Origin of the sequence: Mesorhizobium sp. LHD-90, from assembly GCF_030929505.1 — a bacterium.
Classification (GTDB): Bacteria; Pseudomonadota; Alphaproteobacteria; order Rhizobiales; family Rhizobiaceae; genus Kumtagia.
In genome coordinates, this window is the sequence record NZ_JAVFVV010000022.1 from 40,442 (window position 1) to 67,111 (window position 26,670).

16 protein-coding genes and 1 tRNA gene are annotated in these 26,670 nt (G+C 61.7%); 8 read left to right on the forward strand and 9 right to left on the reverse strand.

Translation table 11 applies throughout. The annotated features are described in order from the left end of the window. Positions 1–26: 26 nt before the first annotated feature. The 3 genes from rfbA (at position 27) to RB623_RS25345 (ending at position 5,454) form a co-directional block, all read left to right on the forward strand. Entirely contained in the window at positions 27–896 is an 870-nt protein-coding gene (gene rfbA, locus RB623_RS25335) for a glucose-1-phosphate thymidylyltransferase RfbA (protein ID WP_308059893.1), read from the forward strand. Between the two features lie 57 nt (positions 897–953). Then, positions 954–4,340 carry a glycosyltransferase family 2 protein gene (locus RB623_RS25340; RefSeq protein WP_308059894.1) on the forward strand — a complete coding sequence of 1,129 codons (3,387 nt, stop codon included), beginning with the start codon at positions 954–956 and terminating at the stop codon, positions 4,338–4,340. 136 nt (positions 4,341–4,476) lie between these two features. Continuing rightward, positions 4,477–5,454: a glycosyltransferase family 4 protein gene (locus RB623_RS25345; protein WP_308059895.1), complete on the forward strand. Its 978-nt coding sequence runs from the start codon at positions 4,477–4,479 to the stop codon at positions 5,452–5,454. A gap of 161 nt (positions 5,455–5,615) precedes the next feature. Here the strand turns inward: RB623_RS25345 and RB623_RS25350 are convergent, their stop codons facing one another. The 3 genes from RB623_RS25350 to RB623_RS25360 all read right to left on the reverse strand — a co-directional run bounded on the left by RB623_RS25350 (position 5,616) and on the right by RB623_RS25360 (position 10,477). Then, positions 5,616–7,307 carry a hypothetical protein gene (locus tag RB623_RS25350; RefSeq protein ID WP_308059896.1) on the reverse strand — a complete coding sequence of 564 codons (1,692 nt, stop codon included), beginning with the start codon at positions 7,305–7,307 and terminating at the stop codon, positions 5,616–5,618. A gap of 677 nt (positions 7,308–7,984) precedes the next feature. After that, positions 7,985–9,895 (reverse strand): glycosyltransferase, encoded by a 1,911-nt coding sequence (locus tag RB623_RS25355; RefSeq protein WP_308059897.1) that lies wholly within the window; start codon positions 9,893–9,895, stop codon positions 7,985–7,987. Between the two features lie 506 nt (positions 9,896–10,401). Further along, positions 10,402–10,477 (reverse strand) — tRNA-Thr (locus tag RB623_RS25360). Between the two features lie 358 nt (positions 10,478–10,835). On the opposite strand from RB623_RS25360, the gene RB623_RS25365 reads away from it, so the two are divergent. After that, entirely contained in the window at positions 10,836–11,948 is a 1,113-nt protein-coding gene (locus RB623_RS25365; protein ID WP_308059898.1) for a hypothetical protein, read from the forward strand. A 20-nt stretch (positions 11,949–11,968) separates the two neighbouring features. Here RB623_RS25365 and RB623_RS25370 read toward each other — a convergent pair whose 3' ends face one another. Together RB623_RS25370 and RB623_RS25375 are read right to left on the reverse strand one after the other, a co-directional pair. Next, positions 11,969–13,597 carry a cisplatin damage response ATP-dependent DNA ligase gene (locus RB623_RS25370; RefSeq protein ID WP_308059899.1) on the reverse strand — a complete coding sequence of 543 codons (1,629 nt, stop codon included), beginning with the start codon at positions 13,595–13,597 and terminating at the stop codon, positions 11,969–11,971. Then, complete coding sequence (locus RB623_RS25375) at positions 13,597–14,607, reverse strand: ligase-associated DNA damage response exonuclease (protein WP_308059930.1); 1,011 nt, start codon at positions 14,605–14,607, stop codon at positions 13,597–13,599. The genes RB623_RS25370 and RB623_RS25375 overlap by 1 nt, the downstream gene beginning before the upstream one ends. Positions 14,608–14,882: 275 nt before the next feature. On the opposite strand from RB623_RS25375, the gene RB623_RS25380 reads away from it, so the two are divergent. From RB623_RS25380 to pdeM, 4 genes are all read left to right on the forward strand, one after another. Then, positions 14,883–15,788 (forward strand): methyltransferase domain-containing protein, encoded by a 906-nt coding sequence (locus tag RB623_RS25380; protein WP_308059900.1) that lies wholly within the window; start codon positions 14,883–14,885, stop codon positions 15,786–15,788. Positions 15,789–16,362: 574 nt separating this feature from the next. Then, positions 16,363–16,584 carry a hypothetical protein gene (locus RB623_RS25385; RefSeq protein ID WP_308059901.1) on the forward strand — a complete coding sequence of 74 codons (222 nt, stop codon included), beginning with the start codon at positions 16,363–16,365 and terminating at the stop codon, positions 16,582–16,584. Positions 16,585–16,695: 111 nt separating this feature from the next. Beyond that, positions 16,696–19,362, forward strand: a complete 2,667-nt coding sequence (locus RB623_RS25390; RefSeq protein WP_308059902.1) for a ligase-associated DNA damage response DEXH box helicase — start codon at positions 16,696–16,698, stop codon at positions 19,360–19,362. Then, positions 19,359–20,069 (forward strand): ligase-associated DNA damage response endonuclease PdeM, encoded by a 711-nt coding sequence (gene pdeM, locus RB623_RS25395; RefSeq protein WP_308059903.1) that lies wholly within the window; start codon positions 19,359–19,361, stop codon positions 20,067–20,069. The genes RB623_RS25390 and pdeM overlap by 4 nt, the downstream gene beginning before the upstream one ends. Before the next feature lie 3 nt (positions 20,070–20,072). Here the strand turns inward: pdeM and RB623_RS25400 are convergent, their stop codons facing one another. The 4 genes from RB623_RS25400 to RB623_RS25415 form a co-directional block, all read right to left on the reverse strand. Further along, positions 20,073–20,537: a DUF3429 domain-containing protein gene (locus tag RB623_RS25400; RefSeq protein WP_308059904.1), complete on the reverse strand. Its 465-nt coding sequence runs from the start codon at positions 20,535–20,537 to the stop codon at positions 20,073–20,075. A gap of 16 nt (positions 20,538–20,553) precedes the next feature. Beyond that, positions 20,554–21,345 carry a TIGR02186 family protein gene (locus RB623_RS25405; protein WP_308059905.1) on the reverse strand — a complete coding sequence of 264 codons (792 nt, stop codon included), beginning with the start codon at positions 21,343–21,345 and terminating at the stop codon, positions 20,554–20,556. Positions 21,346–21,347: 2 nt separating this feature from the next. Next, positions 21,348–22,265, reverse strand: coding sequence for a sulfite exporter TauE/SafE family protein (locus tag RB623_RS25410; protein ID WP_308059906.1), 918 nt, complete (start codon positions 22,263–22,265; stop codon positions 21,348–21,350). Positions 22,266–22,442: 177 nt separating this feature from the next. Continuing rightward, positions 22,443–26,258, reverse strand: a complete 3,816-nt coding sequence (locus RB623_RS25415) for a peptidoglycan-binding protein (protein ID WP_308059907.1) — start codon at positions 26,256–26,258, stop codon at positions 22,443–22,445. Between the last annotated feature and the right edge of the window lie 412 nt (positions 26,259–26,670).

Genomic DNA, 26,670 nt, shown 5'->3' on the forward strand with positions numbered 1-26,670 from the left:
CTCCACCGCCATGTCGAGGACGCGAAGTGAGGGGAATCATTCTGGCGGGAGGCAATGGCACACGCCTGTACCCGGTCACCAAGGCAATCTCGAAGCAACTCCTGCCAGTCTTCGACAAGCCGATGATCTACTATCCGCTCAGCATTCTGATGCTGGCTGGCATCCGCGACATCCTGGTAATCTCGACACCCCACGATCTCCCACAATTCGAACGTTTGCTGGGCGAAGGCGGACAAGTCGGTCTTAGGATCAGCTATGCCGTACAGCCCGAGCCGGGCGGCTTGGCGCAGGCCTATCTAATCGGTGCTTCTTTCGTAAGAGGCGAGCCCTCTGCCCTCATCCTTGGCGACAACATCTTCTACGGGCACGGCTTGGTCGACCTTCTCGCCAAAGCGAGCTGCCGTCAGCGCGGGGCGACCATCTTTGGATATCAGGTGAGAGATCCGCAACATTACGGGGTTGTCGAGTTCGACGCCGCGGGCCGAGCGATCTCGATAAAAGAGAAACCACACGTTCCGCAATCGGAATGGGCGGTGACCGGCCTCTATTTCTACGATGGCGACGCGCCGGAAATGGCGGCCAGGCTCAAACCTTCGGCGCGTGGCGAGCTGGAGATAACCGACCTCAACAGGGCGTATCTCGAGCGGGGCGATCTTCATGTCGAGAAATTTGGCCGCGGATTCGCATGGCTCGATACCGGCACGATGGACAGTCTACTGGAGGCTGCAACCTTCGTCAGGGCTCTTGAGCGGCGTCAGCGCTTGAGAATAGCGTGCCTGGAAGAGATTGCCTATCGCAACGGCTGGATTTCTCGTGAGGAACTACACGCCCTCGGGTTGAAGTTTGGAACGAGCGAGTATGGCGCCTATTTGTCTCAGATTGCATCTGCAGAGTAGTTCAACGATGGCCGATTCAAAAAACAAAGATAACATCTGCTTTCTGGGCTACCGTCCATGAAAACCATCAAATACGGGGAAATCAACAAGAAGGTGACGAACCGGTTGCGCGGCTGGGCATTGGATCCAGGCGCGACTTTGAATCGCGCATTCATAAGAATATCAATCGATGATCAGGATTTTCCTCCGATTATTGCGAAGGAGTTTCGACCAACGATGGCCGGGCGTCTCGGGAGTGATGGCTATTGTGGATATTCAGTTGTGCCACCGCTCTCATTCTTTGACGGTCAGGAGCATCGCGTTAGCGTTTCCATTGCGAAGACAGGGAATACTATATATTCTGGAACGATCAAGTTCGATGATCTGCGTGTCGCTGCGAGCGAAGCGAACATTTATGGCGCGGTCACCCAAATCAGCGCGGACGGTGTTCGCGGATGGGTGCTTGATAACGACAATCGCGGCAAACCGATAGTCGTGTCAGTGCATATCGACGGAGCGCTTCGTTTTGAAATTGCTGCCGCCGATTCTTCCAAGGGCGGACCGACCGAAGCAGCCAAGCATGGCTTTGGTTTCGAATTTCCGAGCGATCTATACGACGACCGTGAGCATACAGTGGCGGTGTATGCGTCTGGCGTGAATGTTGTCCCCTGTTTGGTTTCCCCTGTCATCATGCTTGCGTCGGTCGATCGGCCGCGCATCGAGCTTGAGGTACTGGGATGGCGCGACGGCAAGCTGCACTGCATCGGGCATGACACAACAAGACCTGATGGCCCCGCGCCGTCCTTCATGCTGGTGGTGGGTGACAAAGCCATCGGTCCAGACGTTCGCATGAAAAGTGCTGTGGGGGAACCTCAGCAGTTTGAATATTACTTCGACCCATCTGCGATCAAGCCATCGTTGTTAATTTCGTCTGGTGCAAATATAGTTAAGGCGCGATCAAGAGAGTTTCTCAAGGAGGTGTCGGCGAATATATTGTCTGAATGTGCCCGGCTTGAAATCGAAAGAACTGACAGTGCTGAAGCGCATGCATCAATCTTTCTTGCATATGTGCCGCAGCAGCAGGACAGGTTTTTTGTTTTTGTTAATGGCGCCTTGCAGTGTTCGATAAGCACCGCGCGGGCGCATCTTGATGGCAAGTTGTCAGTGCCGCTGTCTCATATTATTGAGGACCGAAGGCGTCCGATCGAGTTGGAAGTACGCTATTCCGACGAAATAACTCAAATCACTAGCTCGCCGCAGCGACTTAATTTGCTTCGGGGTGAAGATCTGGTGAGGAACGGCAGTTTGGAGAATTGGACTGGAACTGTACCAGGCGACTGGAATGTTCATCTTGGCGCCGGAGCTGCGCTTTTCAAAGCGCGTTCCCCGGGATTTGATTTTGCGCGAGTGGCAAACGAAACGGCTGAGCCTGCCTCCTTCCGCTTCTCGCAGGAGTTCACAGTCGACCCGGACGAGAGCGTGCTTGCCGTGGTTTTGAAGGGGCGTTCCTCTGAAGCCACTGGTGCCAGGCTTCGGGTAGCGCTAGTGGGCGCTGAAATGACCCTCGAAGAGGCTCAGTTTACATCTGTTCCGCTCTATCGCGCCTGGTCGGTGCAAACCATGCGTATCCCACTCCCTCGCTCTTCGGACATTCATTGGGTGAAATTGGTCATCGAGGCCTCTTCGCCGGCTGCCGGCTGGATCGATATAGCGCAAATAGCCGCCGGCGAGCCCGGATTTGTAGCCGGTTCTCGCCACCACCTCGAAGCCGACAGTTCCGAGGAGGGCGACCTCAACGCGGTGACGAACGGAGACTTCAGCAATTGGGTGGGCTCATATAGACGTACAGCATCATCTCGCGCCTCCGAGCTTGCGGACGGCTGGACCTTCCGCTGCAAATCCGCCAATCCGGCCTTAACCGTTGCGCTTTGCCAGGGAAATCTAAGAGACGTCACTGTGCCTGAACGAGGGCCCCTGGCGTATGGGGTCGCCATTTTCGGTCAGATTAACGAAGGGTACGCTCGGCTAGAAACAAAACTTGACAAATATCGACTTTCGACCTCGAGATCGCTTTGTTTGGCGTTTTATGCGCAGGGTGCCTCTGTTCTCGGCTTTGAGAATACCGCGGCAGAAGTCAAATACGAGATCGATCACATAGGTGTCCTCGAGCGCAGCTACGAGAACCGTGACGGGGCCCGCTCCCACAAGGATCGTCGACTCGTTGTTATCAAACGTCGGGTCACCGTTACGCGGACCGGTAGACATGTCGAGATAATTTTGAAGCCGGACGATGTTGCGGCTCTATCGCAGGAATCTCGCCTGAATATTGATAATCCTGATAATGAATACCTACTGTATTTTGTGTGGACAGCCAGTGTTGACGTTGCGTTATTTTCCGTCCGGTTAGGGGCGCGCAGCTCACGATCCGATACCGAATATGCTTCGAGCAGATATTTTGCCTTGGAGGACCCGAATATTGCCGCGCAGCTCAATCGTACCGCCGGGTTAACCTCCTGGGTGAGCCAGGAAAGGATATCTGCGCCTTTGCCCATGTGCTTTCCCGCATCAGATCCGGTCAAATGGAGTTGGAATGAGAGTCATTCCGCCGAAACGACTGCGATTGTAATACCAGTTTTCAACGCAATTGATGAAACGTTGGATTGCATTTCGTCGATCGGTCATTCGACTGATCGGCCAGTATTGGTCACGTTGGTCGATGACGGGTCGACAATTCTGAATCGCGAACGTCTGCGTCGCTTCGTTGCCGATGTGCCCTGGATCAAAATTGTCGAGAACGAGCGGAACACAGGTTACACAAACGCTGCGAACAGAGGAATGAGCGACGCGCGATCCAAATGGATCGTCCTGCTGAACAGCGACACGATCGTTACCAGGGGTTGGCTTGATGGGCTGCTGGAGGCTGCACTCGCTCGCCCGGACGCGGCAATGATCGGCCCTCTTTCGAACGCTGCATCGTGGCAATCTGTTCCGGACGTCAAGGATGCCAAGGGAGGATGGAGCACGAACCCTCCTCCCTCTGGCATTTCGATCGAGGACATAGCCGACAATGTTCGTCGGTTCTCCGAGAAGGCGTTCCCTTACGTCCCGCTATTGAATGGATTTTGCACCCTCATTCGACGGGCAGCGCTTGACGAAGTCGGATACCTGGATGGTCAGTCCTTTCCTATGGGATACGGGGAGGAGACGGATTTATGCATAAGGATGGCCAAGGCAGGTCACAAGCTTGTTCTCGCCGATCATGTGTACGTATATCATCAGAAGTCAGCGAGTTTTGGCGAAAAGCGCCGATCCGTTCTAACGAAGCAAGGCAATAAAGCGTTAGCCGGCAAGCACGTTGATATAAATCTTGTCGCTCTTCAGCAGAGCCTTTCTGAACTCAGCTCCCTGATAGGAATAAGGAAAGCGCTCCGAGAGATCTATCGAGCGGCGAATACTAACATCTAGATTGAGATCGAAACCCGTGGCGAAAATACCATCGGTAATTTTTGTTCTACCTGTTAGGGGAGCAAGTGGCGGAGCGAATTCCGTTGTGCAGGAAGCCTTTGGGCTTTCAGAGTTGGGCGTAAGGTGTGTCGTGGCAGTGGATGCCAAGAACTGGGCCTCATTCATCGACAACTATCCTGAGCTTACGGGAAAGGCGGTCGTATTGCGCTCTTATGACACGCCTAAAGCCTTGGCGGAGTTGATGAGGGATTGTGATGTTGCAGTTGCGACGACCAACGTGTCCGTGGCGGAGGTCTCGATTGCCCTCGAGGCGCTCTCATCACGGGAGCGGGCGGCCTTGAAGCTGGCCTATTATGTCCAGGACTATGAGCCTCTTTTCTATCACCCAGAGAGCGAGGGCTGGCGTGTTGCCCACGCGTCGTATGGTGCTTTGAAGGATGCGGCGCTTTTTGCCAAGACGAAGTGGCTATGTGATGTTGTTTATCTCAACCATGGGATCAAGGTGAGAAAGGTTGTTCCGTCGATTGATCACGGTATTTATTATCCCGATTTGTCTGTAGAAAAAGATCACATATGTGTCGGCGCTATGCTGAGAGTGAAGACAGCCAGGCGCGCGCCACAAAGGACCGCAAGGATACTTCAAATCTTGCGTGATACCGTGTCGCAGAAAATCGTGCTGCAGGTGTTCGGCTCGAGCAATGAGGAGCTTGAATCTGCAGGCATCGCAACATCGGATGGGATTGTAAATCGTGGGCGGCTAAAGCGCATGGAGGTGCCGGCGTTCATGCGGGCGTGTGACCTTTTCCTCGACTTGTCCGATTTTCAAGCCTTTGGCCGAACGGGGCTTGAAGCGATGGCTTCCGGGTGCATTCCCCTGGTTCCAACGCTCGGCGGGACAGCCGAATACGCTATCCATGGCAAGAACGCTCTTGTTGTCGATACCAGGAGTGACCGTGATATTCTCGACGCGGTAAGAATGTTTTTGAACTTGCCAGATCGTGACCGGCACACCATGCAACAGGCGGCATTGGAGACCGCGGCGAATTTTTCGGTCCGAAAGGCTGCGCTTTCCGAACTCCGCTTGTTCCAGGAAATGTGCTGGCAGGACCCTTGACCACTTTGATTCCTGGCCGGTGACATTGCATCTGCAGGGCATGCGTGCTGAATAGGTGCGACCGGCCTCTCAGGTGGGCGACTGTTCTGGTGCGCTTTTGGGAGGGTGCGAGTTTCCGGGCCGGGATAGGTCCGGACGCTAGCGGAACCGCGCCCTGCCGATCAGGGCATAGCCAGTGTACGATTGCGCTCTTGCTTTCGAGCAATGCTTTCCCTGATCACCTTCTCGGACGCAAGCAACTTGTCATGTTCGGGATGGCGCCGAAGAGCCTCCACTATCAGCCGCAACGCCGCGTGAGTTTCGCCCCTAATGTAGTGAGCCCGCGCAATAAGCCACATCGGCATCGGATCATCCGGAACAAGCGCGTGCGCCCGCTCGGCGCATTCCAATGCCGTTTCAGTCAGTTGCGGCGATTTCCCAATGATTCGCCGGGAGTAGTAAGTGAGTGCTTCGCTGCTGGCATCCTTATGAAAAGCGGCAGCGCGAGCGTTGTTAAGACCCGCCTGGTCAAGGCCCATCACGAAGTGGAGTTTAGCCAGCAACATCAAGTCGTCCGAATCGCCCGTATGCGCTGCCAACGTCTTGCCCCAAACTAGAGCTTCTTCGTGATTCCTAGCTCTGTGGCATAGTATTATATATTTTCTCAGAATTTCCGGAAAATCAGACTTTAAGATTCGTCGCCTGGCGATCCCGAGGTGGGCCACCCTGGAGAGCAGTGACGCCGTCTGATCCTGGTCAATGGTATTGGATGAAACCTCCGAGCTCGAAAGCAACACATCGGCAACTTCGGAAATCTGCTTCTCCATGGCAAGGAGCAGCGTCGTCGCCGTTCTAAGTCGCGTCGTCTCGTCAGCGGATGAACTGTGAGAGCCGATCGTGATTTGTGCCTGATATTCCTCGCAATGCCGCCTGACGATCGATCTCAAACGATCCTGATCCGAGATGTCGACGAAAAACTCCGAGAGAAGATATCCGATGCCCCGCGTAACCTCTTGCGATTGCGGCGACTGCACCGCAAGAAACGCATCCTCCAAATCCCGCAGGTCGTCGACCGGCTTGGTGAGATGGCGGTATTCGCTGGCGGCCAGGCCATACACGGCGGCGCCGTGGATTAGCGCCTCAAGTCCAACACCGGAATTCAGCACCACCACCGAACGCGCGGCGGGTATCAGTTGATGGACAGACGCGTCCGAAATCTGGACGTGCGAGTGCTCGGCCGCCCAGGTGAGGGCACTCTCAATCAGCTTGGACCTGCAAAGCGGATGGCGCTTGAAAATGACCTTGACCTTGTACGTCTCACTTAGATCAACAAGACGCCGCATGACGTCGACCTGGGTAAATGAAGATAGGTTCAAAACCTCGTCATTGTTCATCTGCAAAGGAAAGAAGATAAACGTCTTCCGTTCTGCTTCTTCAATCTTAATCGTCATGTCCCGTTGGACATACTTCGATTCATTGCGCTCAAGGAATCTCGACCGATAATGATCGATCAGGCGGGTCGACTCCACGATATCGCAGCTTCCGGCCCTGCTGCGAATTCCAGAGTCGAGCGCGATACTGCTCCAGCCGCTGTAACCATCCTTATCTAGGTACCAAAGACCTCTGATCGGTCCGGGACGGATGCAATAACTATTCTTTCCGGGTGCTCTGGCATGGTAGACATAGGATATCCCATCCTCGCTTCCAGCGTCGTATCCATCATTTATGCGACTTCTGTGCGATGAAACGACAAAGCAATTGTTATCACGCAATATTGCTTTCGATATCGACATGTAACCATTCAGCACTTCCTGGTGTAAAGCACTGTCTTTGTTCCATACATGGTTGGGTATATCCAGATAAAACTTAACCATTGCGTCGAGAATCCCAACCATCAACCGCAGGAGGTCGAGCCTTCTGGAGCAAGGGCACGGCTCGCGGTAAGTTGTCCTGCGCTAGACATCTCCCTGGCATATGTTCGCTTCATCTCCTTCGACTCTGCCTGCGCGGCAACGCAAGCAATGACGCTGCCGGCCCGACATCGCGCCAACTTCGTCGCGGATTGGATCTCCGAAACCTCACGGCATCGGACCGTCGCCACACTTTCGCGCATGCTACAGCACACAGGGATGCATGCGCCAGGTTGTCGGACGACAATCAGAGGTTAGGATCGGTTCGAGTGTCCGCCTGGTGGCGGTTGCCCAAAAACGTAGCTGCCTCGTCTCCGCCATCAACACAACGTCCGAAGCCAGCAATGGCGATGAGTGTTGCCCGATCGCGGCCAGCCTCGAACTGTTCCTCGGTAAAACGCGAGGGGCGCATGGTCCGTCTCCAGGACCGAAGGACACTACCCAAATTTGGAGGAAATTCAGGATCTTGGCACTCAACTGGTCAAGCGTGCCGCCAAGCGATCCCAAGATCACAATCTCAACCGTGCCTTTTCATGTCGTCACAAAGAAGGTGCGGTCACGGCCTTGCCTACGAGACATTGCGGTCCGACACGGGTATGCGTTGGCATTGCGCCTATACATGTCAGAAATGCAGCTCAAGGCTAGAAACGCATATCTATATTCAGTAATTTTTTCCAAAACATGGTCGCTGTGGATAGGGAACATTTGTTCTGGTTCGCAAGGCGGCAAGCCAATGCCATTCCATATGTACGATCTGGGTTGTCAGCAAGCGATTGTAGGGCGCCTAGCCACGCATCCTCGGTGTTGCTCACCAGCAAGCCATCATTTCCGTCATCGACTATCCCTCGATATATCTTGGCGTCGGTAAAGATTCCAGCGGCTCCCAGTGAACTGGCGTCGCAAAATTTTATTCGAGACTTTGCACTGTTATAAGCATGGTCAAGCAATGGCGCCATCACTATATGACAAGGGCGCTTCTTGGCGAAGTCCTTATATTCTACCCATGGCATAGGGTCCATTACGTTAACGCGATCAAGTCCGCGCGCCATTTCGCGAACCGCTTTGTGACCAAATAGATCAAACTCGGCGCCAGGGTTTGCGTCGCTAAACCTTTTTATTGCAGGAATGAGGAACTCCAGATCGCGATAGTGTGTACTCGACCCATGATACCCTATGCGCAGTGCACTGCCGTCCAGGTGGTGGTTAAGCGATTCGCTCTCGCGTATCGATGGTGGTTGGAGCAAATGCGTCTTTGGTGTATTGAAACGCTCCGCCAAAGCTGGTGATGAGACGATCAACAGGTCGGAAATATAAAGCAAGTACTGAAAGTCGCAAAAAGTTACATCAACCAAACGGCGTCTATATACTGCGGGAAGCTCAATCGTATCCACGGCGGATGGGATGTCGTCATCAAATAGATAAACGATTTCCACGCGGCCCTTTCGCTTGGCTATTTCGTCAGCCCAAACTGCTGGAATGTATCGGACAACAACGACCATACTAATTTCGCGAAAAAGTTCGTCGTCCGGAGGCTGGAGAGTGGTATCGACCACAACAAGTTCACATTGTCCCAACGAGCACAATTGAGCAAGAGGTGCGAGTACATAGATTTCGTCCGTGGGTAGCGGGCGAGGGCGAAGTAATAAAATCCGATACGTGGGCGCCCGGTTATTTACTCGCCTATCGCCTAAAGATGTAACGGCAATCGGTTGACGGAACGCGGCCGGAGCGTCCTTGAAGAGGATCCTTGAATTCCTGATAGAAGCTTTTCTCTTTTTGTCCGCATCAGTTAGAGTAAAGCTATATGGGTTTATCCGAACGTCAAATATATCACTGTCCGCGATTTCAATCGGAGAGCTATCTTGATTGGAGCGCGCATGACAGCGCCATCCGTCGTCATCGACTGTTATCTGGAAGGGTATTGCATCACGAATAGTGTCTCCGGAGTTAAGGAAGATGTCACAGCGCTTTTGTGATCGGAGCGCTTCTCGGAATAGCTCGAATCCGGGTGACCGCCACCGCCAAAGAGGCAATCGGGTAAAGGTACCGTCTTGAGCTAAAACTTCGAGTACAAGAAGAGAGTCTCGGGTCTTGATGCGAGCTCGGCCCATATCCGAAGAAGGCGTAGGTAAAAAATCGACTATGTCGCGTGCCGGTCGGCCATTTATATATATTGTATAGTCGATCGGGCATCTGACATTGAAGTCAATAAAATTGGTGACGTACCCGTCACGCTTGATCACATCACATTGGAGGAGGCTATTTTCGACCCAAAGCGGAACGGCGTTAGTGACGCCGCAATACACTTGACCATCGTCAGTCAGAAGCCATGCATGGACAGCGGCATGCGATTCTGACGTGATTGGAGCGTCCCATGTTCCATCGCTCAGGACGTTGCTGCGAGATACCAGCCGACCGAACGACCAGAGTTCCAGCGTATGTGGACGCAGATGATCGGACCGAGCAAACCCCTTTAATCGGTTCCCTCCGGATTCTGTGGGAGCGAGCGCAAAATAGACATTGGGGCAATGGGGTTGGGGACGACTCGGCATGTGCCCAGTCTTCCTTAAAACGAGGTGGACGGGAAGGCGCGGATCAACGCCTTCCCACAACGGGGCCGTGCCGAGGCGAGATTGGGAAACGGTGCGCGCGTGAGCCAAACTGGGGGACAACTGGCGTTGTTGGGGCCTTCGCCGAACGCGATCGTTTAGCATGCCGCAATCGGCAAAAACCTCGAGCGCGCTCCAATCTGGATTTTCTTAGCCGTCCTTGGCATGGTGCCTGTCTTTCGACCACGGGGTCAGCATAGTTTGCCTCCCGAACGCGACGGGGCTCAGATGGCCCAGTGTCGAGTGCCGTCGCCGAGGGAGGTTGTCCGACACTGCGGTGCGCTCGCTGGTATCTTTCGGCCGTCCACGGCGGTGCGGCAGAGCACGCTGAGCGGTCGCCATGGCCCGAAATGGCGCCAAAAGCTGCGTCTCTTCGGCCGAAATCATGAAAGTCGCGGGAATGTCGGGGTGTTGCGAGACGCGAGCGGCGCGGTTGAGGAGGGACTGAGTGGTGCCGCTTGCGTGACTCGAACACGCGACCCCATCATTACGAATGATGTGCTCTACCGACTGAGCTAAAGCGGCGACCGGCCCTTCGAGCGCAGGCCCGAATGATGCAGGCCTGATAACCGCATTGCGCGACAAATACAAGATGCCTTGCGTCGTGCCTGCGGCACGTCACGGGCTGACGCCGGCGTCGATGTCGGCCGGTTGCTCGAAGCGGGCGCCGTCGGCGCCCTCGGTCTCGGCGGGCGCTGCGGCGTCCGCTTCATCCTGCTTTGCTGGCGGGGAGCAAAAGGTTGTTCTGACTTCGACCAAGGTCGAAATTGGCGGCGCGTGGGCGCATTTCTGGTTGTCCCGCCATCTTTGCACCTGCCCCGCCGTTGATCCGGGGCTCTGCTGCCGTTAACGATCCATCGGGGTGGTAGGTGTGGAGAACGGTTTGGACCCGATCGAAAAAGCGATCCGTAGCGCCTTCGAGAAGGGCGACGCCGAGGACAAGGCATTCCGCGAGAATGTCTACCGCAAGGCATTCGCCGCGCTCGACCGCGCCTTGCAGGCCAATCCGAACCTGACGGTCGAGGCAGCGATCAACCGCCGCAAGGTGCTGCAGGCCAAGATTGCCGAGATCGAGACTGAATTCATCCCGGCCGCTCCGGCAGTCGAGCCCGAGCCGGCCGATCCGTTGGCCGGCGCCTTCGAAATGCGCATGGAGCCCGGCGCCGCGCCGCCGATTTTCATCCCCGAAGTGTCGGTCGAACCGGTCGGGCCGGACCTCGCGCCGTCAGGAGATGGCACTCTCGGCGACATCGATGTCCGTGGCGAGAAGGCGGTCGAACCGTTGCTCGCCTCCGCAGAGCGCGGACCGGCCGTCGCGCCGGATCCCGACGCCTGGCGCGCACGGCGCGGCCGTAAACCGCTCGCCGTGTTCTTTATTGTCGCCTCGCTGGCGGCCCTCATCGGCATGGGTTTCCTGTTCGCCTTCCAGACCGGACTGTTCAAGTCGCCGGCCGAGCGCGACACGTCGGTGCCGAACCCGCCGTCGACCGCCGAGGGCGAGGATTTCATCCCCGAGAACGAGGAGCCGCCGGTGCTGTCCAGCCGGCCAGAGGAGAACCGCGACTGGATCGGCATCTTCACCCCCGCCGACGCCACCTCGGTCAGCGCGCCGGGCGGCACCACCGCCGAGGCCATGCAGGATGAATCCGGCAGCTTCATCCGCATCCGCTCGGGCGAGCCAGGCTCCGCCGTAGTCTTCGATGTGGGGCAGGGCGTGCTGGAACGGATCGCCGGCAGGAAGGCGACCTTCGACATCGTCGCCCGCGCCGCCGAGGGCCAGGAGACCGAGATGGCGGTGGACTGCAATTTCGGCGAGCTCGGCGACTGCGGCCGCAAGCGATATGCCGTCGGTTACGAAAAGGCCGATTTCCTGTTCGAACTCGGCCCGCCGGCCGAAAGCCCCGGCGCCGGCGGCACCATCGCCATCGTGCCGGACTTCGCCGAACAGGGCCGGGCGGTCGATATCTACGAGATCAAGGTGTCGGTCGCGCCGTAAGGCGGGCCCATGGCCCGCCGCTATCCGGCACTCGTCGGCGCCACAGGCTCGTCGAGCAGCGCCTGCAGCGTCTCGATCCGGTCGGCCTCGGCGGCCGGCTTGTCCCAGCGCAGGCGCGAGATGCGCGGGAACCGCATGGCGACGCCGGATTTATGCCGTGTCGAGCGGTTGAGCCCCTCGAAGGCGATCTCCAGCACCAGTCCGTTGCGGCGGTCGGCGCGCACCGAGCGCACGGGGCCGAACCGCTCTATCGTGTTGTCGCGCACATATTTGTCGATCTGCCGCAACTCCTCGTCGGTGAAGCCGAAATAAGCTTTTCCGACCGGCACCAGCTCCTCGCCGCCCTCCGACCCCGCCCAGACGCCGAACGTGTAGTCGGAATAGAAGCTGGAGCGTTTGCCGTGGCCGCGCTGTGCATACATCAGTACCGCGTCGACCGTGTAGGGATCACGTTTCCACTTGAACCACGGGCCTCTCGGCCGCCCGGCGAGATAGGGCGAGACCTTCTGCTTGATCATCACGCCCTCGATCACCGGATGGGGCGGATGGCGGCGCAAATTGTCGAGTGCGCTCCAATCGGAAAAGGCGATGACGGGCGAGAGGTCGAACCGCGCGGGATCGAGCCGCGCGACAAAAATTTCCAGCCGCGCCCGCCGTTCCAGCAAAGGCAGGGGGCGCAAATCCTCCGGCCCGTCCTGCAGCAGGTCGTAGCAGCGCACGAACACCGGAAAGCGCTCGCGCATCTTTGGCGACACGCTCTTGCGGTTGAGCCGCTGCTGCAGGTCGGAAAACGTGCCGGTATGCTCCGGCGGATGGCCGACCAGCAGCTCGCCGTCGAGCGCGCCGTCGAACGTCATGGCCTCGACCAGGTCAGGAAAGGCGCCGGAAATCTCGTCGCCGGTGCGCGAATAGAGTTTTCGCAAGCCACCCTCGGAAACGGCCTGCACGCGGATGCCGTCCCATTTCCACTCGGCCGCGTAGTCTGCGGGATCGATCCTCGCGAGGTCGTTGTCCTCGACCGCGTGCGACAGCATGACGGAGCGGAATAGGGCGCGTGCCGCCTTTTCCGGCCGCGGCGCCTTGCCTTCCAGCCATGCGAACAGCGACCGGTAGGGCGGGTCGAGCCCGTGCCAGACCTCCTCGATCTCGGACACGTCGACCGTGCCAAGCCCGGCCAGCGCCTGCTTGGCGAGGCGCGCCGAGACGCCGATGCGCAAGCCGCCGGTCACCAGCTTGATGATCGCGTAGCGCGCGGAAATGCCGGCGGCATCGAGCAATTGCGCCAGCACCGCCGGCCCGTCCGAGCGGCTGGCTGATTGCAGCGCGCCGACCACCTCGCCGAGCGTCGGCGTATGGTTCGGCTTTTTGTCGGCCGGCGGTTCCGGCCAGACCAGGGACACCGTCTCCGCCAGATCGCCGACATAGTCGTAGGAATAGCCGAACAGGACCGGATCCATGCGTTCCATCACGAGCGTGCGCAGCATCGCCGGCTTGACGGCCGCGATACTGAGATCGCCGGTGATCGCCGCCAGCGCCAGACCGCGGTCCGGGTCGGGCGTCGTGGAAAAATAATCGGTGAGCAGTTTCAGCTTGCCGTTGCGCGACGGCGTCAGCACGAGGCGGTCGAGAAGTTCGGCGAAGGCCTCCATCAGTCGCCCTCGTCTTCGTAGCCGACGAGGTGCAGCGGCTGGGCGGCGATGCCGGCGAGCTCGCACCAGCGCACCAGCGCCTCCTCGCGGCCGTGCGTGACCCAAACTTCCGATGCGCCGGTCTCCAAAATCGTTTCGGTGAGTTCGATCCAGTCCGAATGGTCCGAGATGATCAGCGGCAACTCGACGCCGCGCTGTTTTGCGCGCTGGCGGATGCGCATCCAGCCCGAGGCGAAACAGGAGATCGGCTCGGGAAAGCGCCGGGCCCAGCGGTCGGCGAAGGCCGACGGCGGGCCGATGACGATCGCGCCGGCGAAGTCGCTCTTGGCGCCGGGCTCCAGCGTCGCCGGCTCGATGTCCCCGAGATCGATGCCCCGGCCCTGATAGTAGGAAGTCAACTTCGCCAGCGCGCCGTGGATGTGGATCGGCCGGTCGAAACCGGCCTCGCGCAGCAGCTTCATCACCCGCTGCGCCTTGCCGAGTGCATAGGCGCCGACGAGGTGCGCGCTTTCCGGGAATTGCCCGACCGATTTCAGCAGCCGTGCGATTTCCTGACGATCGTCGGGATGGTGGAACACCGGCAGGCCGAAGGTGGCTTCGGTGATGAAGACGTCGCAGGCGACCGGCTCGAACGGCGCGCAGGTGGCGTCGCGCCGGCGCTTGTAGTCGCCCGAGGCGACGATGCGGATGCCGCCGTGCTCGACGGCGATCTGCGCGGAACCCAGCACGTGGCCGGCCGGATGGAAGCCGACTGTCACGCCGTTGAGGTCGAAGGTCTCACCCAGTGTCGCGGCCTGTATCGAGCCCGCGAACCCTTCGCCATAGCGCAGGCCCATGATGTCGATCGTTTCCCGCGTAGCGAGCACCGCGCCGTGGCCGGCCCGCGCATGGTCGGAATGGCCGTGGGTGATCAGCGCACGGGCCACCGGTTTTACCGGATCGATAAAAAAATCGCCGGGCGGGCAATAAAGGCCTTCGGGACGGGGATGAAGCAGGTCGCGGGCGCGCATGAGGCGAAGATAAGGCTTTGCGCGGACAAGCAAAGCCTCTTGATGTTGGCTCCTGACTCTGGAATTTGACGATGGTCGGCGCCGCACCTCACCTGCCTGCCGGCATACTCTCCCCGTGAGCGGGAGAGGCACGACTGCCGCCTTGGCTCCGCCAGTCGCCGGGATTGCATGGCGAGCGCTTCGGCTGCGGCCAACACCTCCTCTCCGTTTGCGGGGAGAAGGTCCCGGCAGAGGGATGAGGGGCGGCGCCAACCTTGCAAAAGGGTGTTCGTCACTTGCAACCGCTTCCCGCCTCCTCTGGCGACCTGATCGCCGATCGCCGCGCCGATTATGCCGAAATGCTGTTCGCCAATGGCGAGCACGCGGCGGCGGCCGAACTGATGCTCGGTGCGCTGGAACTCGCGCCCGGCTGGGCGATGGGCTGGTTCCGGCTCGGTGAGTTCCAGGAGGCAGCCGGCGCGCTATCCGAGGCGGAACGAGCCTGGCGCATGGCGCTGCAACTGGAGCCGGACGACCGGCCGGGTGCCGCCTTGAAGCTGCAACTGATCGGGGCGGCGCCTGTCGCAGCCGCGCCGCCCAGCGCCTTCGTCGAGACGCTCTTCGACCAGTATGCCGACAGTTTCGACGAGGCGCTGGTGAAGTCGCTCGGCTACCGGGCGCCGCACCTGCTCGAAGCGGCCATTCGGGCGGCCGCGCCCGATCGCCGGTTCCGGCGGGCCATCGACCTCGGCTGCGGCACCGGGCTGATGGGCGAAAGGCTGCGGCCATTGGTCGATCGTTTGGAAGGCCATGACATCTCCGCCGCGATGCTGGCCAGGGCGAGAGCCCGAAACCTCTACGACCGGGTGGAAAAATCCGATCTGCAGACGCTTGCGCTCGAACCGTCCGCCGCCGATCTGGTCACCGCCGCCGATGTCTTCATGTATGTCGGCGCGCTGGAGCGGGTTTTTGCCACGGTTGCCAAGGGGCTGGCGAAGGACGGCCTGTTTGCCTTCACGGTTGAAAGGCATGATGGCCCTGAGGATTTTGTGCTGCGCGAAACGCGCCGCTACGCGCATTCCGAAAACTATGTGCGGCGGGTGCTAGGGGCTGATGGCCTGGAAATCGTCTCGCTGTCCACCGATACGATCCGCATGGATCGCGCCGAACCAGTGACCGGTCTGATCGTGGTTTGCATGTGACCGTTGCGGTTTTGTGTTCATGCCGGTCTGGCCGGTTCGCCACCAAACCGAGCAACGGTTTTTTGGACAGCACCGATCGCCGCCACGCCCGCCTTCGCGTCTGGCCATTGTTGAGAGAACGCTCCCTTTCGGGAGTAGTCGGGAAGCGGGGCGCGAGGCCGTGCCTCCTAATTTATGATACGTGGCGCGACGTCCGCGCCCCGCCAGCGACTTTGGGCTCTGTCCCGTCCTGCTTCGCGACAGCTCCGGCTCCGGCTTTCGCCTCGGCTGGCCGTGCTTAAGCGCGTCGTCCAGCGCACACCGCACGTAGTTGCGGAGGGAGGACCTTCGGACAAAGCCTCCCCGGGCGCGGGTTACGTCTTCCCGCACCGGAGGCGCCGGTTCCTCCCCGCCTTCACACCGTCATGATCGGCGTTCCCGCAGGAGAAACTGGCAGCAAGTATGCGCGTGGTTTTGGGGAGGGGGACGGCGGGCACGATTTTTTTGTCGAAGGCGGTTGCGTCGCAGAAGTGCCTGCGGGCGATTTCAACGGGTTGGCGAAGGGGCGACCGACATCAGCCGAAAAATTTTCCCGATGGCGGCGATTTCCATCCCCTTTTTCGAGCGGTTTTGCTCGGCCTTTGACCACTGGCGCTACCCTTCATCGCCCTGCCGGTCACTTCTCACCGTGAAGAACGGGGAGAAGGACGACGTGGCGCCGATTTCGCCAACCAGCACGCCGGAGATTTTCGAAGAGATCGCGGCAGGCGGGCCTCTCCCCGTTCTTCACGGGGCGAGGATGCCGGCAGGCAGGTGAGGGGTGGTGCGGAAGGGCCGGGCCATCCGTCGGCGAATCCGGTCCAACCTGACGGCGGCACATAGAAGACGCCTTCTCCTTTTTCGTGTTCTGGTTTAGTTCTTCCAAAACATGAACCGGACAAGTCCAGTCGAAGCCGAGACCGCGCCCGCGCTGCTGCCCGAGCCGTTCGTAAAATGGTTCGCCGAGCGCGGCTGGTCGCCGCGCGCCCATCAGATCGAGCTTCTGGCAAAGGCGCAGGCGGGAAATTCGGTGCTTCTGATCGCGCCGACCGGGGCGGGCAAGACGCTGGCCGGCTTCCTGCCGGCGCTGGTCGACCTGGCGACACGGCCGAAACGCAGGCCGGGCGAGGCGCATCGCGGCGTGCACACGCTCTACATCTCGCCGCTCAAGGCGCTGGCCGTCGACATCGAGCGCAATCTCGGCAAGCCGGTGGCCGAGATCGGCCTGGCCGTCTCGATGGAGACGCGCACCGGCGACACGCCGGCGCACAAGCGCCAGCGTCAAAAATTTTCGCCGCCCGACATTTTGCTGACCACACCCGAGCAGCTTGCGCTGCTGATCGCCTCGCCGGATGCAAAGCGGTTCTTCGCCGGGCTGCGTTACGTAGTGCTGGACGAGCTGCATTCGCTGGTGACGTCGAAGCGCGGGCATCTGCTGTCGCTCGGCCTAGCGCGGCTGCGGCGTTTCTTCCCGAGATTGCAGGCGATCGGACTGTCGGCCACCGTCGCCCAGCCCGACGAGTTGCGGCGCTGGCTGGTGGCGCAATCTTTACCCTCCCCCTTGTGGGGAGGGTCGGCGCGCAGCGCCGGGGTGGGGGTGGACCATTCGGAAGTTGCAGTACCCCCACCCCGTCTCGCGTCTTCCGCTCCGCTTCAGCCGCTCGCCGACCCTCCCCACAGGGGGGAGGGTAACGCTGCGATGGCCGAGGTCATCACCGTGACCGGCGGCGCCAAGCCGGACATCTCCATCCTCGATTCCGAAGAGCGCGTGCCCTGGGCCGGGCATTCGTCGCGCTACGCCATTCCCGAGATCTACGCTGAGATCCGCAGGCACAGGACGACGCTGCTGTTCGTCAATACCCGCAGCCAGGCGGAGATGCTGTTTTCCGAATTGTGGCGGGTCAACGAGGACACGCTGCCGATCGCGCTGCATCACGGCTCGCTCGACGTCAGCCAGCGGCGGCGCGTCGAGAAGGCGATGGAGACGGGGAGCCTGCGCGCCATCGTGGCCACCTCGACGCTCGATCTCGGCATCGACTGGGGCGACGTCGACCTCGTCGTGCATGTCGGCGCGCCGAAAGGCGCCAGCCGGCTCGCCCAGCGCATCGGCCGTGCGAACCACCGGCTGGACGAACCCAGCAAGGCGATCCTCATCCCGGCGAACCGCTTCGAGGTTCTGGAATGCCGCGCCGCGGTGGAGGCCAACTATCTCGGCGCGCAGGACACGCCGCCGCTGGTCGACGGCGCGCTCGACGTGCTGGCCCAGCACATCCTGGGCAGCGCCTGCGCCGAATCCTTCGACGCGACCGAACTTTTCGAGGAGGTGCGGGGGGCGGCGCCCTATGCCTCGCTGACGCGCGAAACATTCGACCGCGCCGTCGATTTCGTCGCCACCGGCGGCTACGCGCTGCGCACCTATGAGCGCTACGCCAAGATAAGGCAGACCAAGGAAGGCAAGTGGCGCATCTCGCATCCGCGCTTTGCCCAGCAATACCGGCTGAATGTCGGCACCATCGTCGAGGCGCCGTATCTGACGCTGCGTTATGCGCGCTCGGGCCGCGGCGTCGCCTCGCGCGGCGGTCCGGTGCTGGGAAAAATCGAGGAAGGTTTTCTGGAATCGATCTCGCCCGGCGACACGTTTCTGTTCGCCGGAAAGGTGTTGCGGCTGGAAGGCATCCGCGAGACCGAAGCCTTTGTTTCCAATGCTGTCGGCAACGATCCGCGCATCCCGGTCTATGCGGGCGGAAAGTTCCCGCTGTCCACGTATCTGGCAGAGCAGGTGCGCGGCATGCTGGCCGATCCCGGCCGCTGGAAGGCGTTGCCCGACCAGGTGTCGGACTGGCTGCGCATGCAGGCGGAAAAATCGGTGCTGCCGCGCCGCGAGGACCTGCTGGTCGAGACGTTTCCGCGCGGCAACCGCCATTACATGGTGTGTTATCCGTTTGAGGGCCGGCTGGCGCACCAGACGCTGGGCATGCTTTTGACGCGGCGGCTGGACCGCGCCGGCGCGCGGCCGCTCGGCTTCGTCGCCACCGACTATTCGCTGGCCGTCTGGGGGCTCGACGACATGGGCGCGCTGTTCAGGAGCGGAAAGCTGCCGCTTGCAAGACTGTTCGACGAGGACATGCTTGGCGACGATCTGGAGGATTGGCTGGCGGACAGCTATCTGCTCAAGCGCATGTTCCGCAATTGCGCGCTGATCTCCGGCCTGATCGAGAAGCGCCATCCCGGACAGGAAAAGAGCGGCCGGCAGGTGACGGTGTCGGCGGACCTGATCTACGACGTGCTCAGAACGCACGAGCCGGACCACATTTTGTTGCAGGCGACCCGCGCCGACGCCGCGACCGGACTACTCGATGTCAGGAGACTGGCGGAGATGCTCTCGCGCATTCCCGGTCGAATCGTGCATAAAAGGCTGGAGCATATTTCGCCGCTGGCCGTCCCGATCATGCTGGAGATCGGTAAGGAACGGGTACCGGGCGAGGCCAACGAGACGTTGCTCGAGGAAGCGTCGCTGGTGGCGGAGGCCATGGGTACGGTCGTGGAGATGCAATGAGCGCCGTTGGCGTCGCAAAGGGTTTTGCCATAGGCACGGTGGAGGTCGCCGGCGAACGCGCGGTCTGCGACCGGCGCGGCGCGCTGTTCTTTCCAAGCCAGCAATTGCTCGCCGTCTCCGACCTGCATCTGGAAAAAGGCTCGTCGGCGGCACGGCGCGGTTCGCTGCTGCCGCCCTACGACACGGCCGCAACGCTCGCGGTGCTGCAATCGGTGATCGACGATTTTCGGCCGAAAATCGTCGTCAGCCTCGGTGACAGCTTTCATGACGGGGAAGGCGCGGCGCGCCTGCCGGAGATTTTCCGCGCCGCGCTGTCGGCGCTGATGGCGGGACGCGACTGGTTCTGGGTGAGCGGCAACCACGATCCCGATCCGCCGGCCGGCGTGGGCGGCGAAAGCGTGCGCGAGATTTCGCTGGGTTCCATACTGTTCCGGCACGAGCCGTCGGCGGGCGAGGCGGCGGGCGAGATCGCCGGCCATCTGCACCCTTGCGCCCGCATCGTGCAGCGCGGCCGATCGGTGCGCCGGCGCTGCTTCGCCACCGACGGCAGCCGCATGATCATGCCGGCCTTCGGCGCCTATACCGGTTCGCTCAACGTACTCGACCGCGCCTTTGCCGGCCTGTTCCGGCGCGATGGTCTGATGGCGCACATGCTCGGCGCAGATCGTACGTATCCGATCGCGGGCAGGATGCTGCGGCCAGGTTGAGGATCAACTGGTCGCGGCGAAGGCGAGCAACAGCGTGGCTACCGCGCCCAGGGTAAGGATCATCCGCAGCCGGCCATACCATTCCGGCAGCCTGTTGTCGTAGGCTGCCAGCGCGTCCCAGGCTCCGAGCGCGGCGAAGGCCACTGCCAGGACCGCGAAAGAGAGCGGGACCGGCATGGCGACCGCGATCCAGCCGACAAAGGCGGGCGGCAGCGTCAGCCAAAGCTCGCTCGGCCTTGCCGGCCGTTCCGGCGACAGCGCCGCGCCCCAGCGCACGCCGCCGAGAAAGGACAGCACGACCGCGCCGTAGACCGATAGCAGCAGGACGGTTCCGCCGCGCCACGGATGATCCGGCGCGATGCCGTAGAGCCAGAGCGCCAGCACGATGAACGGCGTCAGCCCGAGATAGCCGGCAATGCGGCCCGCCGCCTGGAAAGGCCCGTCGGCCTCCGCGGCCGGCTGTTCCATCTCCTCCGCGGCGCCCTCAGTCACGGCGGAAGACGATCCGGCCGAGCCAGCCCGTCACGATCGCCAGACCGACCGCGCAGAAGCCGTAGAAAAGGCCGTGATTGGTCGAAAGCCGGAACAGCATCTGCTCGAAGCCGGACTTGACGATGGCGAGTTGCGCCGACGTCTCCTTGATGAAGAGCCCGTTGCGGAACAGGAAGGCACGCGCCTTGTGGGTGCCGACCGGCACATCGGGCGCGAGTTCCACCGTGGCGCGGAACAGGTTGGACGACAGGAACTGCACGCCGCCGACGCGTTCGTTGAAGAGGCCGACCGCCTCCTTGCGCTCGCGCAGCGCCGCCCGGAATTGTTCCACCGTGGCCGGCGGCTGGCCCTGCTCGGCGGGCTGGATGTGCAGAAAGTCGGTGCCCAGCGCCAATCGCTTGAAGCTGTTGGGATCGGCGATGTCCTGTGGTGGCCGCGTCGTCGAGATCGAGTAGGATTCCGGCACGTTGACGAAGGATTCGGACTGGGTGTTCATCCAGATGCCGAGCACCCGGTCCTTGCGGCGCACCGTGACCGGGCGCGCCGGCCCTTCCAGGACGACGATGACGTCGTAGCGGCCCTGCCGGCTGACCTGCGGATCGGGGTTCTCCAGCGAGCCGAAGATGGTCAGGTCCGCGCCGGAGAAGTCGGCGGTGATGCGGATGACATCCGTCGACAGGCCGATCTGTATGCCCTCCGGCGGCCGCGCCGCCGGCTCCTGGGCGAATGCCGGGGTCAGGAGAGCGAGCAAGGCGAGCCAGCAAAGCGTCAGGCGGGCCCGCATCGTCAGATTCCGGGAGCCAGTGAATAGATGCTGGGCGGCGGCAGGAACAGGTCGAAGGCGAGCCGGATCGCAACCGCCAGCACCAGCAGCGCCAGCAACGCCCGCAATTGCTCGCCGCGCAGCTTCTGCCCGGCCTTGGCGCCGTACTGCGCGCCGGCGACGCCGCCCACCATGAGGACAAAGGCCAGCACGACGTCGACGGTCTGGTTGGTCGAGGCATGCACGATGGTCGTATAGGCGGCGACGAAGATGATCTGGAACAGCGAGGTCCCGACCACGACATTGGTCGGCACTTTCAAGAGATAGATCAGCGCCGGCACCATGATGAAGCCGCCGCCGACGCCCATCACCGACGACAGCAGGCCGATGCCGGCGCCCAGGCCCAGCACGGGAATGACGCTGACGAACAGTTTTGACGCGCGAAAGCGCATTTTCAGCGGCAGGCGATGGATCCAGTTGTGCTGCCCCGGCCGCTTGAGCGAGGGCGGAGCACCGCCGCGCGTCCGCCTGATCGCGTTGACGCTTTCGACCAGCATCAGCCCGCCGACCATGCCGAGGAAGACGACGTAGATCAGCGAGATGATGAGGTCGAGCTGGCCGAGGCTTCTCAGCAGCGTGAAGATATAGATTCCGATCGTCGACCCGAATATGCCGCCGACCAGCAGCACCGTGCCGAGCTTGAAGTCGAGGGTTCCGCGCTTGACGTGCGCCAGCGCTCCCGAGAAGGACGACGCTATCACCTGGTTGGCGCCGGTCGCCACCGCGATCGCCGGCGGAATGTTGTAGAAGATCAGCAGCGGCGTGATCAGAAATCCGCCGCCCACCCCGAACATGCCCGAAAGAAATCCCACCGCCGCGCCCATCGCGAGCAGGACGAGGATATTGACCGACATTTCTGCGATCGGGAGATAGATGCCCACCCGTGAAACTCGACTGCAAATGCGGTACGTCGAAGCGTGCCAAAAACACCTTCGTGACTAGTAAGCACATGCGCCCACATTGCGGCGAAGTCAAACTTCGCGGCAATGCCGAAACAAAAATTATCTCAACGGGTTAAATTCACGCGAGCGGCCGGGCGAGCCGGCCTGGCCGGGCTTTTACTTCTTGTCCAGAAGTGCCCGGGCCAGCGGCTCGTCGATCTCGCCATTGGGCGTCATGCCGTTGTCCTTCTGGAACGCCATGATCGCCTTCTTGGTCTTGTCGCCGATCACCCCGTCGGCACCGCCGGCATCGTATCCGTTCTTGTTGAGGATGCGCTGGATCGTGCCGACCGCCTTCTTCATGTCGATGCTGGCGGTGGTCGGGGTTGCTTCCTGCCAGGATTCGGGAATCTCGACCGAATTGGTTTCGGGGTCGACCGGCTTGGCCTTCCACAGATCCACCGCGCCGCGCGCCTTTTCGAGTTGCTCGGGCCGCAGCGAATTGGCGATCTCGTCGCGCTTGGCGGCGGCGTCGCGGTCGCCGGACTTCGCGGCCAGCGCGAACCATTTGTAGGATTCTTCCAGGCTCTGCGGCATGCCGACGCCCTTGGCCGCCAGGATGCCGAGGTTGAACTGGCTGTCCTTGACGCCGAGATCGGCCGCGCTGGTGAACCAGCGCACCGCCGATTCATTGTCCACCGTACCGTCGGCGCCCATGGCGTAAAGCACGGCAAGGTTGTGCATGGCGCTGGCGTTGCCCTGCTCGGCCGAGAGCTGGTACCAGGTCTTGGCCTTGCCGATGTCGCGATCGATGCCGTGCGCCTTTTCGTAGAGGTTGCCGATGCGGTACTGCGCCGGCGCGAAGCCGAGTTCCGCCGACTTCTCGTACCAGGTGGCCGCCTGCTTCATGTCGGCCTTGACGCCGCGGCCGTCCGCGTAGCGTGAGGCGATCTCGAACAGCGCCTTGGCGTCGCCCGCCCCGGCGGCTTCGCGCAACGCGATCGGGCCGGCATCCTCGGGAATGCCGGAGATCTGGACCGGCGCCGATTTGTCGGCGGCGGCAGCCGGCGCCGGATCGGCCGCAGGCGACGGCTCGGTCGGCTCGGGGGCTGCCGCGACGGCCGATTCCGCTACGGGCTGAGGCGGCGTGGCCGGGGCCGGATCGACGGAGCGGGCATCCGCTTCCGACGGCGCGTCCATCGGCGCCAGCGGCTCCTCGACGGCCGGCATGGAACCTGCTCCCGCCGCAGCGCTCGCCTGCTCGGCGTTGCCGGCGGACATGGCGGGGACGGCGGCGCCGGCGACGACCGGCTCCGCGGCCGACTGCTGCTCTGCGTCTCCGGCATCAGCCATCTGCACCGGCTGTTCGGCGACCAGCGGGATCGTCGAGGCGGCAATCGGCTCGTCGCCGGAAAGATAGGCGCTGCTCAACTGGAAGCCGGACAGCACCACCATGATGGCGGTGGCCGCCATGAGCAGCGGCTTGCGATTGGTCCTGAGCAATTCGCCGATCTTCGAGCCGCGGGACGCACCGGCGGTACCGGTTCCGCGCTTCAGCACTTCAGCTTCGGCTGCCGCCGCCTGCGCGGCGCGGCGGGCCGCGGCGATGAAATCGGCCTTGGCCGCGTCGCCGTCGGTTGTTTTGGCGATCTGGCTGCGCTCCTCGCGCACCCGTCGCATGATGGCGTTGAGATCGGGTGCTCCCGATCCGGGTTCCAGCGGGCGGTTGGCGATCTTCGGATCGAGTGGCTCATCCAGCGACGGTTCCGAGGCCCGTTCCAACGCGACCTGCGGCTCGGACTGCTCCTGCTCCTTGGCCGCGGCCGGTGCAGTCGCCTTGCGGCCGAGCGCCCGTGTGATCCCGCCAAGCAGCGTGCGGGACTTCGTCGTTACAGCGCGACGCTCATCCGCATCGGCGTCGACGGCGGCGATCGCCGCCTCGGCGGCGGCTTCCGCGGGCGTGCGCGTATTGGCCGGCGCGGATCGCTCGGCCGAACCCTGCATAAGGACAGGCTGCTTTTCGTCATCGTCACCGGAATGCAGCGGCGGCGTCGTGCCAACCTCGACGATCCTGGCCTTCGGCATCTGCTGGGCGGCGGCGGGCATGAGGTCTCCCGCATCGAGCGTGCCCAAGCGGTCGACGATCTTGATCAGCGTGTCGTGGATCGCCTCGAAGGTCTTGGTGTTGCGCTCGTCCGAGCGGCGGGTGAGCGATTCCAGCGCGCGCAGGTCCTGCGAAAGGCCCGTCACCGCCACGGTATGCGTCTGCGAGCCGTCGAAGGTGCGCACCGCGTTCTCGGCCGCCTGGCGCGCGGCTTCGAGGATCGAGTCGCGGCTGCCGGCGATCGACCGCTCCAATTCGTCCAAGCGCGGGCCGATGTCCTCGAACTCCGGCAGCGGCGCCGAAGGCCGGTTGAGATGTTCGGACAGCGCCGCCACCTGGCTTTCCAGGCTGCGGATCAAGGCGGGATCGATGCCCGAAACCTTGGCCGCGGAAGCGTCGATGCGCACCGAAATGCTCTCCAGCCGATCCTCCAGCTTGCGGATCGCCGCGTCGTTGGTGTTCTTCGGCGTGCTGGCGACCTGTTGCGCCAGGTCGGACAGGCGGGCGTCGATGGCGTTCATCGCCCGCGAGGTGTCGTGCGGATCGGCGGCACGCAGGTCCATGCGGTCGGCAACCTCGTCGAGACGCCGTTCGAGATCGCGGAACATCATGTTGCCATGCTCGATCGCGTCTTCCTGCCGGCGCTCGATCATCGCCGACAGCACGTCGAAGCGCTGGTCGATGCTGGCGAGCATCGCCTCGCGCTCGGCGGCGACAGGCGTGCGGTCGATCTTGTCGGCGATCGCCACGACATGCCGCGACAGCCGCTCCAGCGCCTCCTGCGGCACGCCGCCCTGAACGGCGATGTCGTCGACGCGCTGCGACAACAGGTTGAGGCGGTTGATCACCTCGGCCGACGGCCGGTCTTCCACCACCTCGTCGATCTGCCGCGCCAGCGCCGAGATGCGCGCCTCTATGCGTTCGAGCGGTTCCGGGTCGAGGCCGACAGGCTGCGCCGCGACCGCCGAGGCGACGATCGCGCGGGAGATCTCATCGAGGCGTTCCTCGATCAGATGGAAAGTCTCTGGCGCCTGCCGGTCCTGCTGACGCACGAAATGATCGACCGCGCCGGCCAGAGTGCGCACCTTGTCCTCAAGCGAGCGCAGCGACAGCGATTCGGGCAGATTGTTGACGGCGTCGCTGATTGTCTGCAGCCGTTCCGACAGCGCCGCAACCTCCGGATCGCGAGCGGACTGGCGGGCGTCGACGCGGTTTTCGAACGCGGTCCAACGACGATCGAATTCTTCCCAACGCCGGTCGGTGGAGCGGACAGTGTCTTCGCGCGCAAGCGTATCCAGCGCGCCGCGCACCTGCTCGATGTCGTCACGCAGCGCGTTCATGCCCCTGTCGTCGGTCCGCTCGGAAAGGTCGTGCACCGCGCGTGAGATCCGATCGAGCTCGGCGGTGAGTTCCGAACCGGCCGCCGCGGAGGTGTTGGCGGCCATCATCCGGCCGAGGTCGCCGCGCAGCGTTTCGAATTCGCGCTGGATGTTGGCGGTCATCTGCTGCCGCAGATCCTCACGCAAGGTCTTGAGCTCGCCGGCGATCCTGCCGGCCGATGCCACGCCTTCCTCCTGGCTGCGGACGCGGTCGAAGTCTCGCGCCAGGGACTGATAGGCGGATGGGCTGTCCATCCGGCGTGCCGGCCGCTCGGGAGCCTGCGCTGACGGCGTTTCCCGGTGGGGCCTTCCGCTTTCCTGGATCGGCATCGCGCGCGATGGCCTGAAACCGTCATTGCGGTCGCGCCCGAAATCGTCGAGCGCCTCGCGTGAACGATCGAGCCGCTCCTCCAGGGTCTGCAGCGATTGTGTGATCTGATCGAGCGTCGTGCCCGGCCTGCGCTGGCGGCCGGTGTTCAGGGCATCGAGATACGACCGTTTGCTGTTCATCGAAACGCCTATCCGCTTGTGCCGGCTGAGCCGGTTTGCTCCCACTTTCCCTCGGGAACGAAGCGTTGCTGGCGACGATCTGACCGCTCTCCAACGACATGCCCGCTTCGAATGTTCGTGAAGAATTCGCTACAGGATAATCACGAGGGCCCGACCCGCGCACATTTCGCCCAACGTGGTAAAGAAGGTGTTAACCAAGCTTAACTTTCTGCAACGCTAAGGCGCAGCGTGACAGCCGCGGCCCCCGGGAGATCGCGCGCGAATGCGACCTAATAGCGCGACTCGATAGCGCTTGCGACGTAGGGGAAGGACCTCTATATGCCGCTCACTTACGTTAACGTAAAGGTGGGTTTGCAGCCCGCCTTTGTTTTGTCTCAACCATGCGGAAGCCCGTGACCCCCGAACGGCTTTC

Coding starts and splice junctions, on each gene's coding strand:
- RB623_RS25340 (WP_308059894.1), top strand. CDS start 954: ATGAAAACCATCAAATACGGGGAAATCAACAAGAAGGTGACGAACCGG.
- RB623_RS25350 (WP_308059896.1), bottom strand. CDS start 7,307: ATGGTTAAGTTTTATCTGGATATACCCAACCATGTATGGAACAAAGAC.
- RB623_RS25355 (WP_308059897.1), bottom strand. CDS start 9,895: ATGCCGAGTCGTCCCCAACCCCATTGCCCCAATGTCTATTTTGCGCTC.
- RB623_RS25370 (WP_308059899.1), bottom strand. CDS start 13,597: ATGGAGGCCTTCGCCGAACTTCTCGACCGCCTCGTGCTGACGCCGTCG.
- RB623_RS25375 (WP_308059930.1), bottom strand. CDS start 14,607: ATGCGCGCCCGCGACCTGCTTCATCCCCGTCCCGAAGGCCTTTATTGC.
- RB623_RS25385 (WP_308059901.1), top strand. CDS start 16,363: ATGGCGGCGATTTCCATCCCCTTTTTCGAGCGGTTTTGCTCGGCCTTT.
- RB623_RS25390 (WP_308059902.1), top strand. CDS start 16,696: ATGAACCGGACAAGTCCAGTCGAAGCCGAGACCGCGCCCGCGCTGCTG.
- pdeM (WP_308059903.1), top strand. CDS start 19,359: ATGAGCGCCGTTGGCGTCGCAAAGGGTTTTGCCATAGGCACGGTGGAG.
- RB623_RS25400 (WP_308059904.1), bottom strand. CDS start 20,537: ATGGAACAGCCGGCCGCGGAGGCCGACGGGCCTTTCCAGGCGGCGGGC.
- RB623_RS25405 (WP_308059905.1), bottom strand. CDS start 21,345: ATGCGGGCCCGCCTGACGCTTTGCTGGCTCGCCTTGCTCGCTCTCCTG.
- RB623_RS25415 (WP_308059907.1), bottom strand. CDS start 26,258: ATGAACAGCAAACGGTCGTATCTCGATGCCCTGAACACCGGCCGCCAG.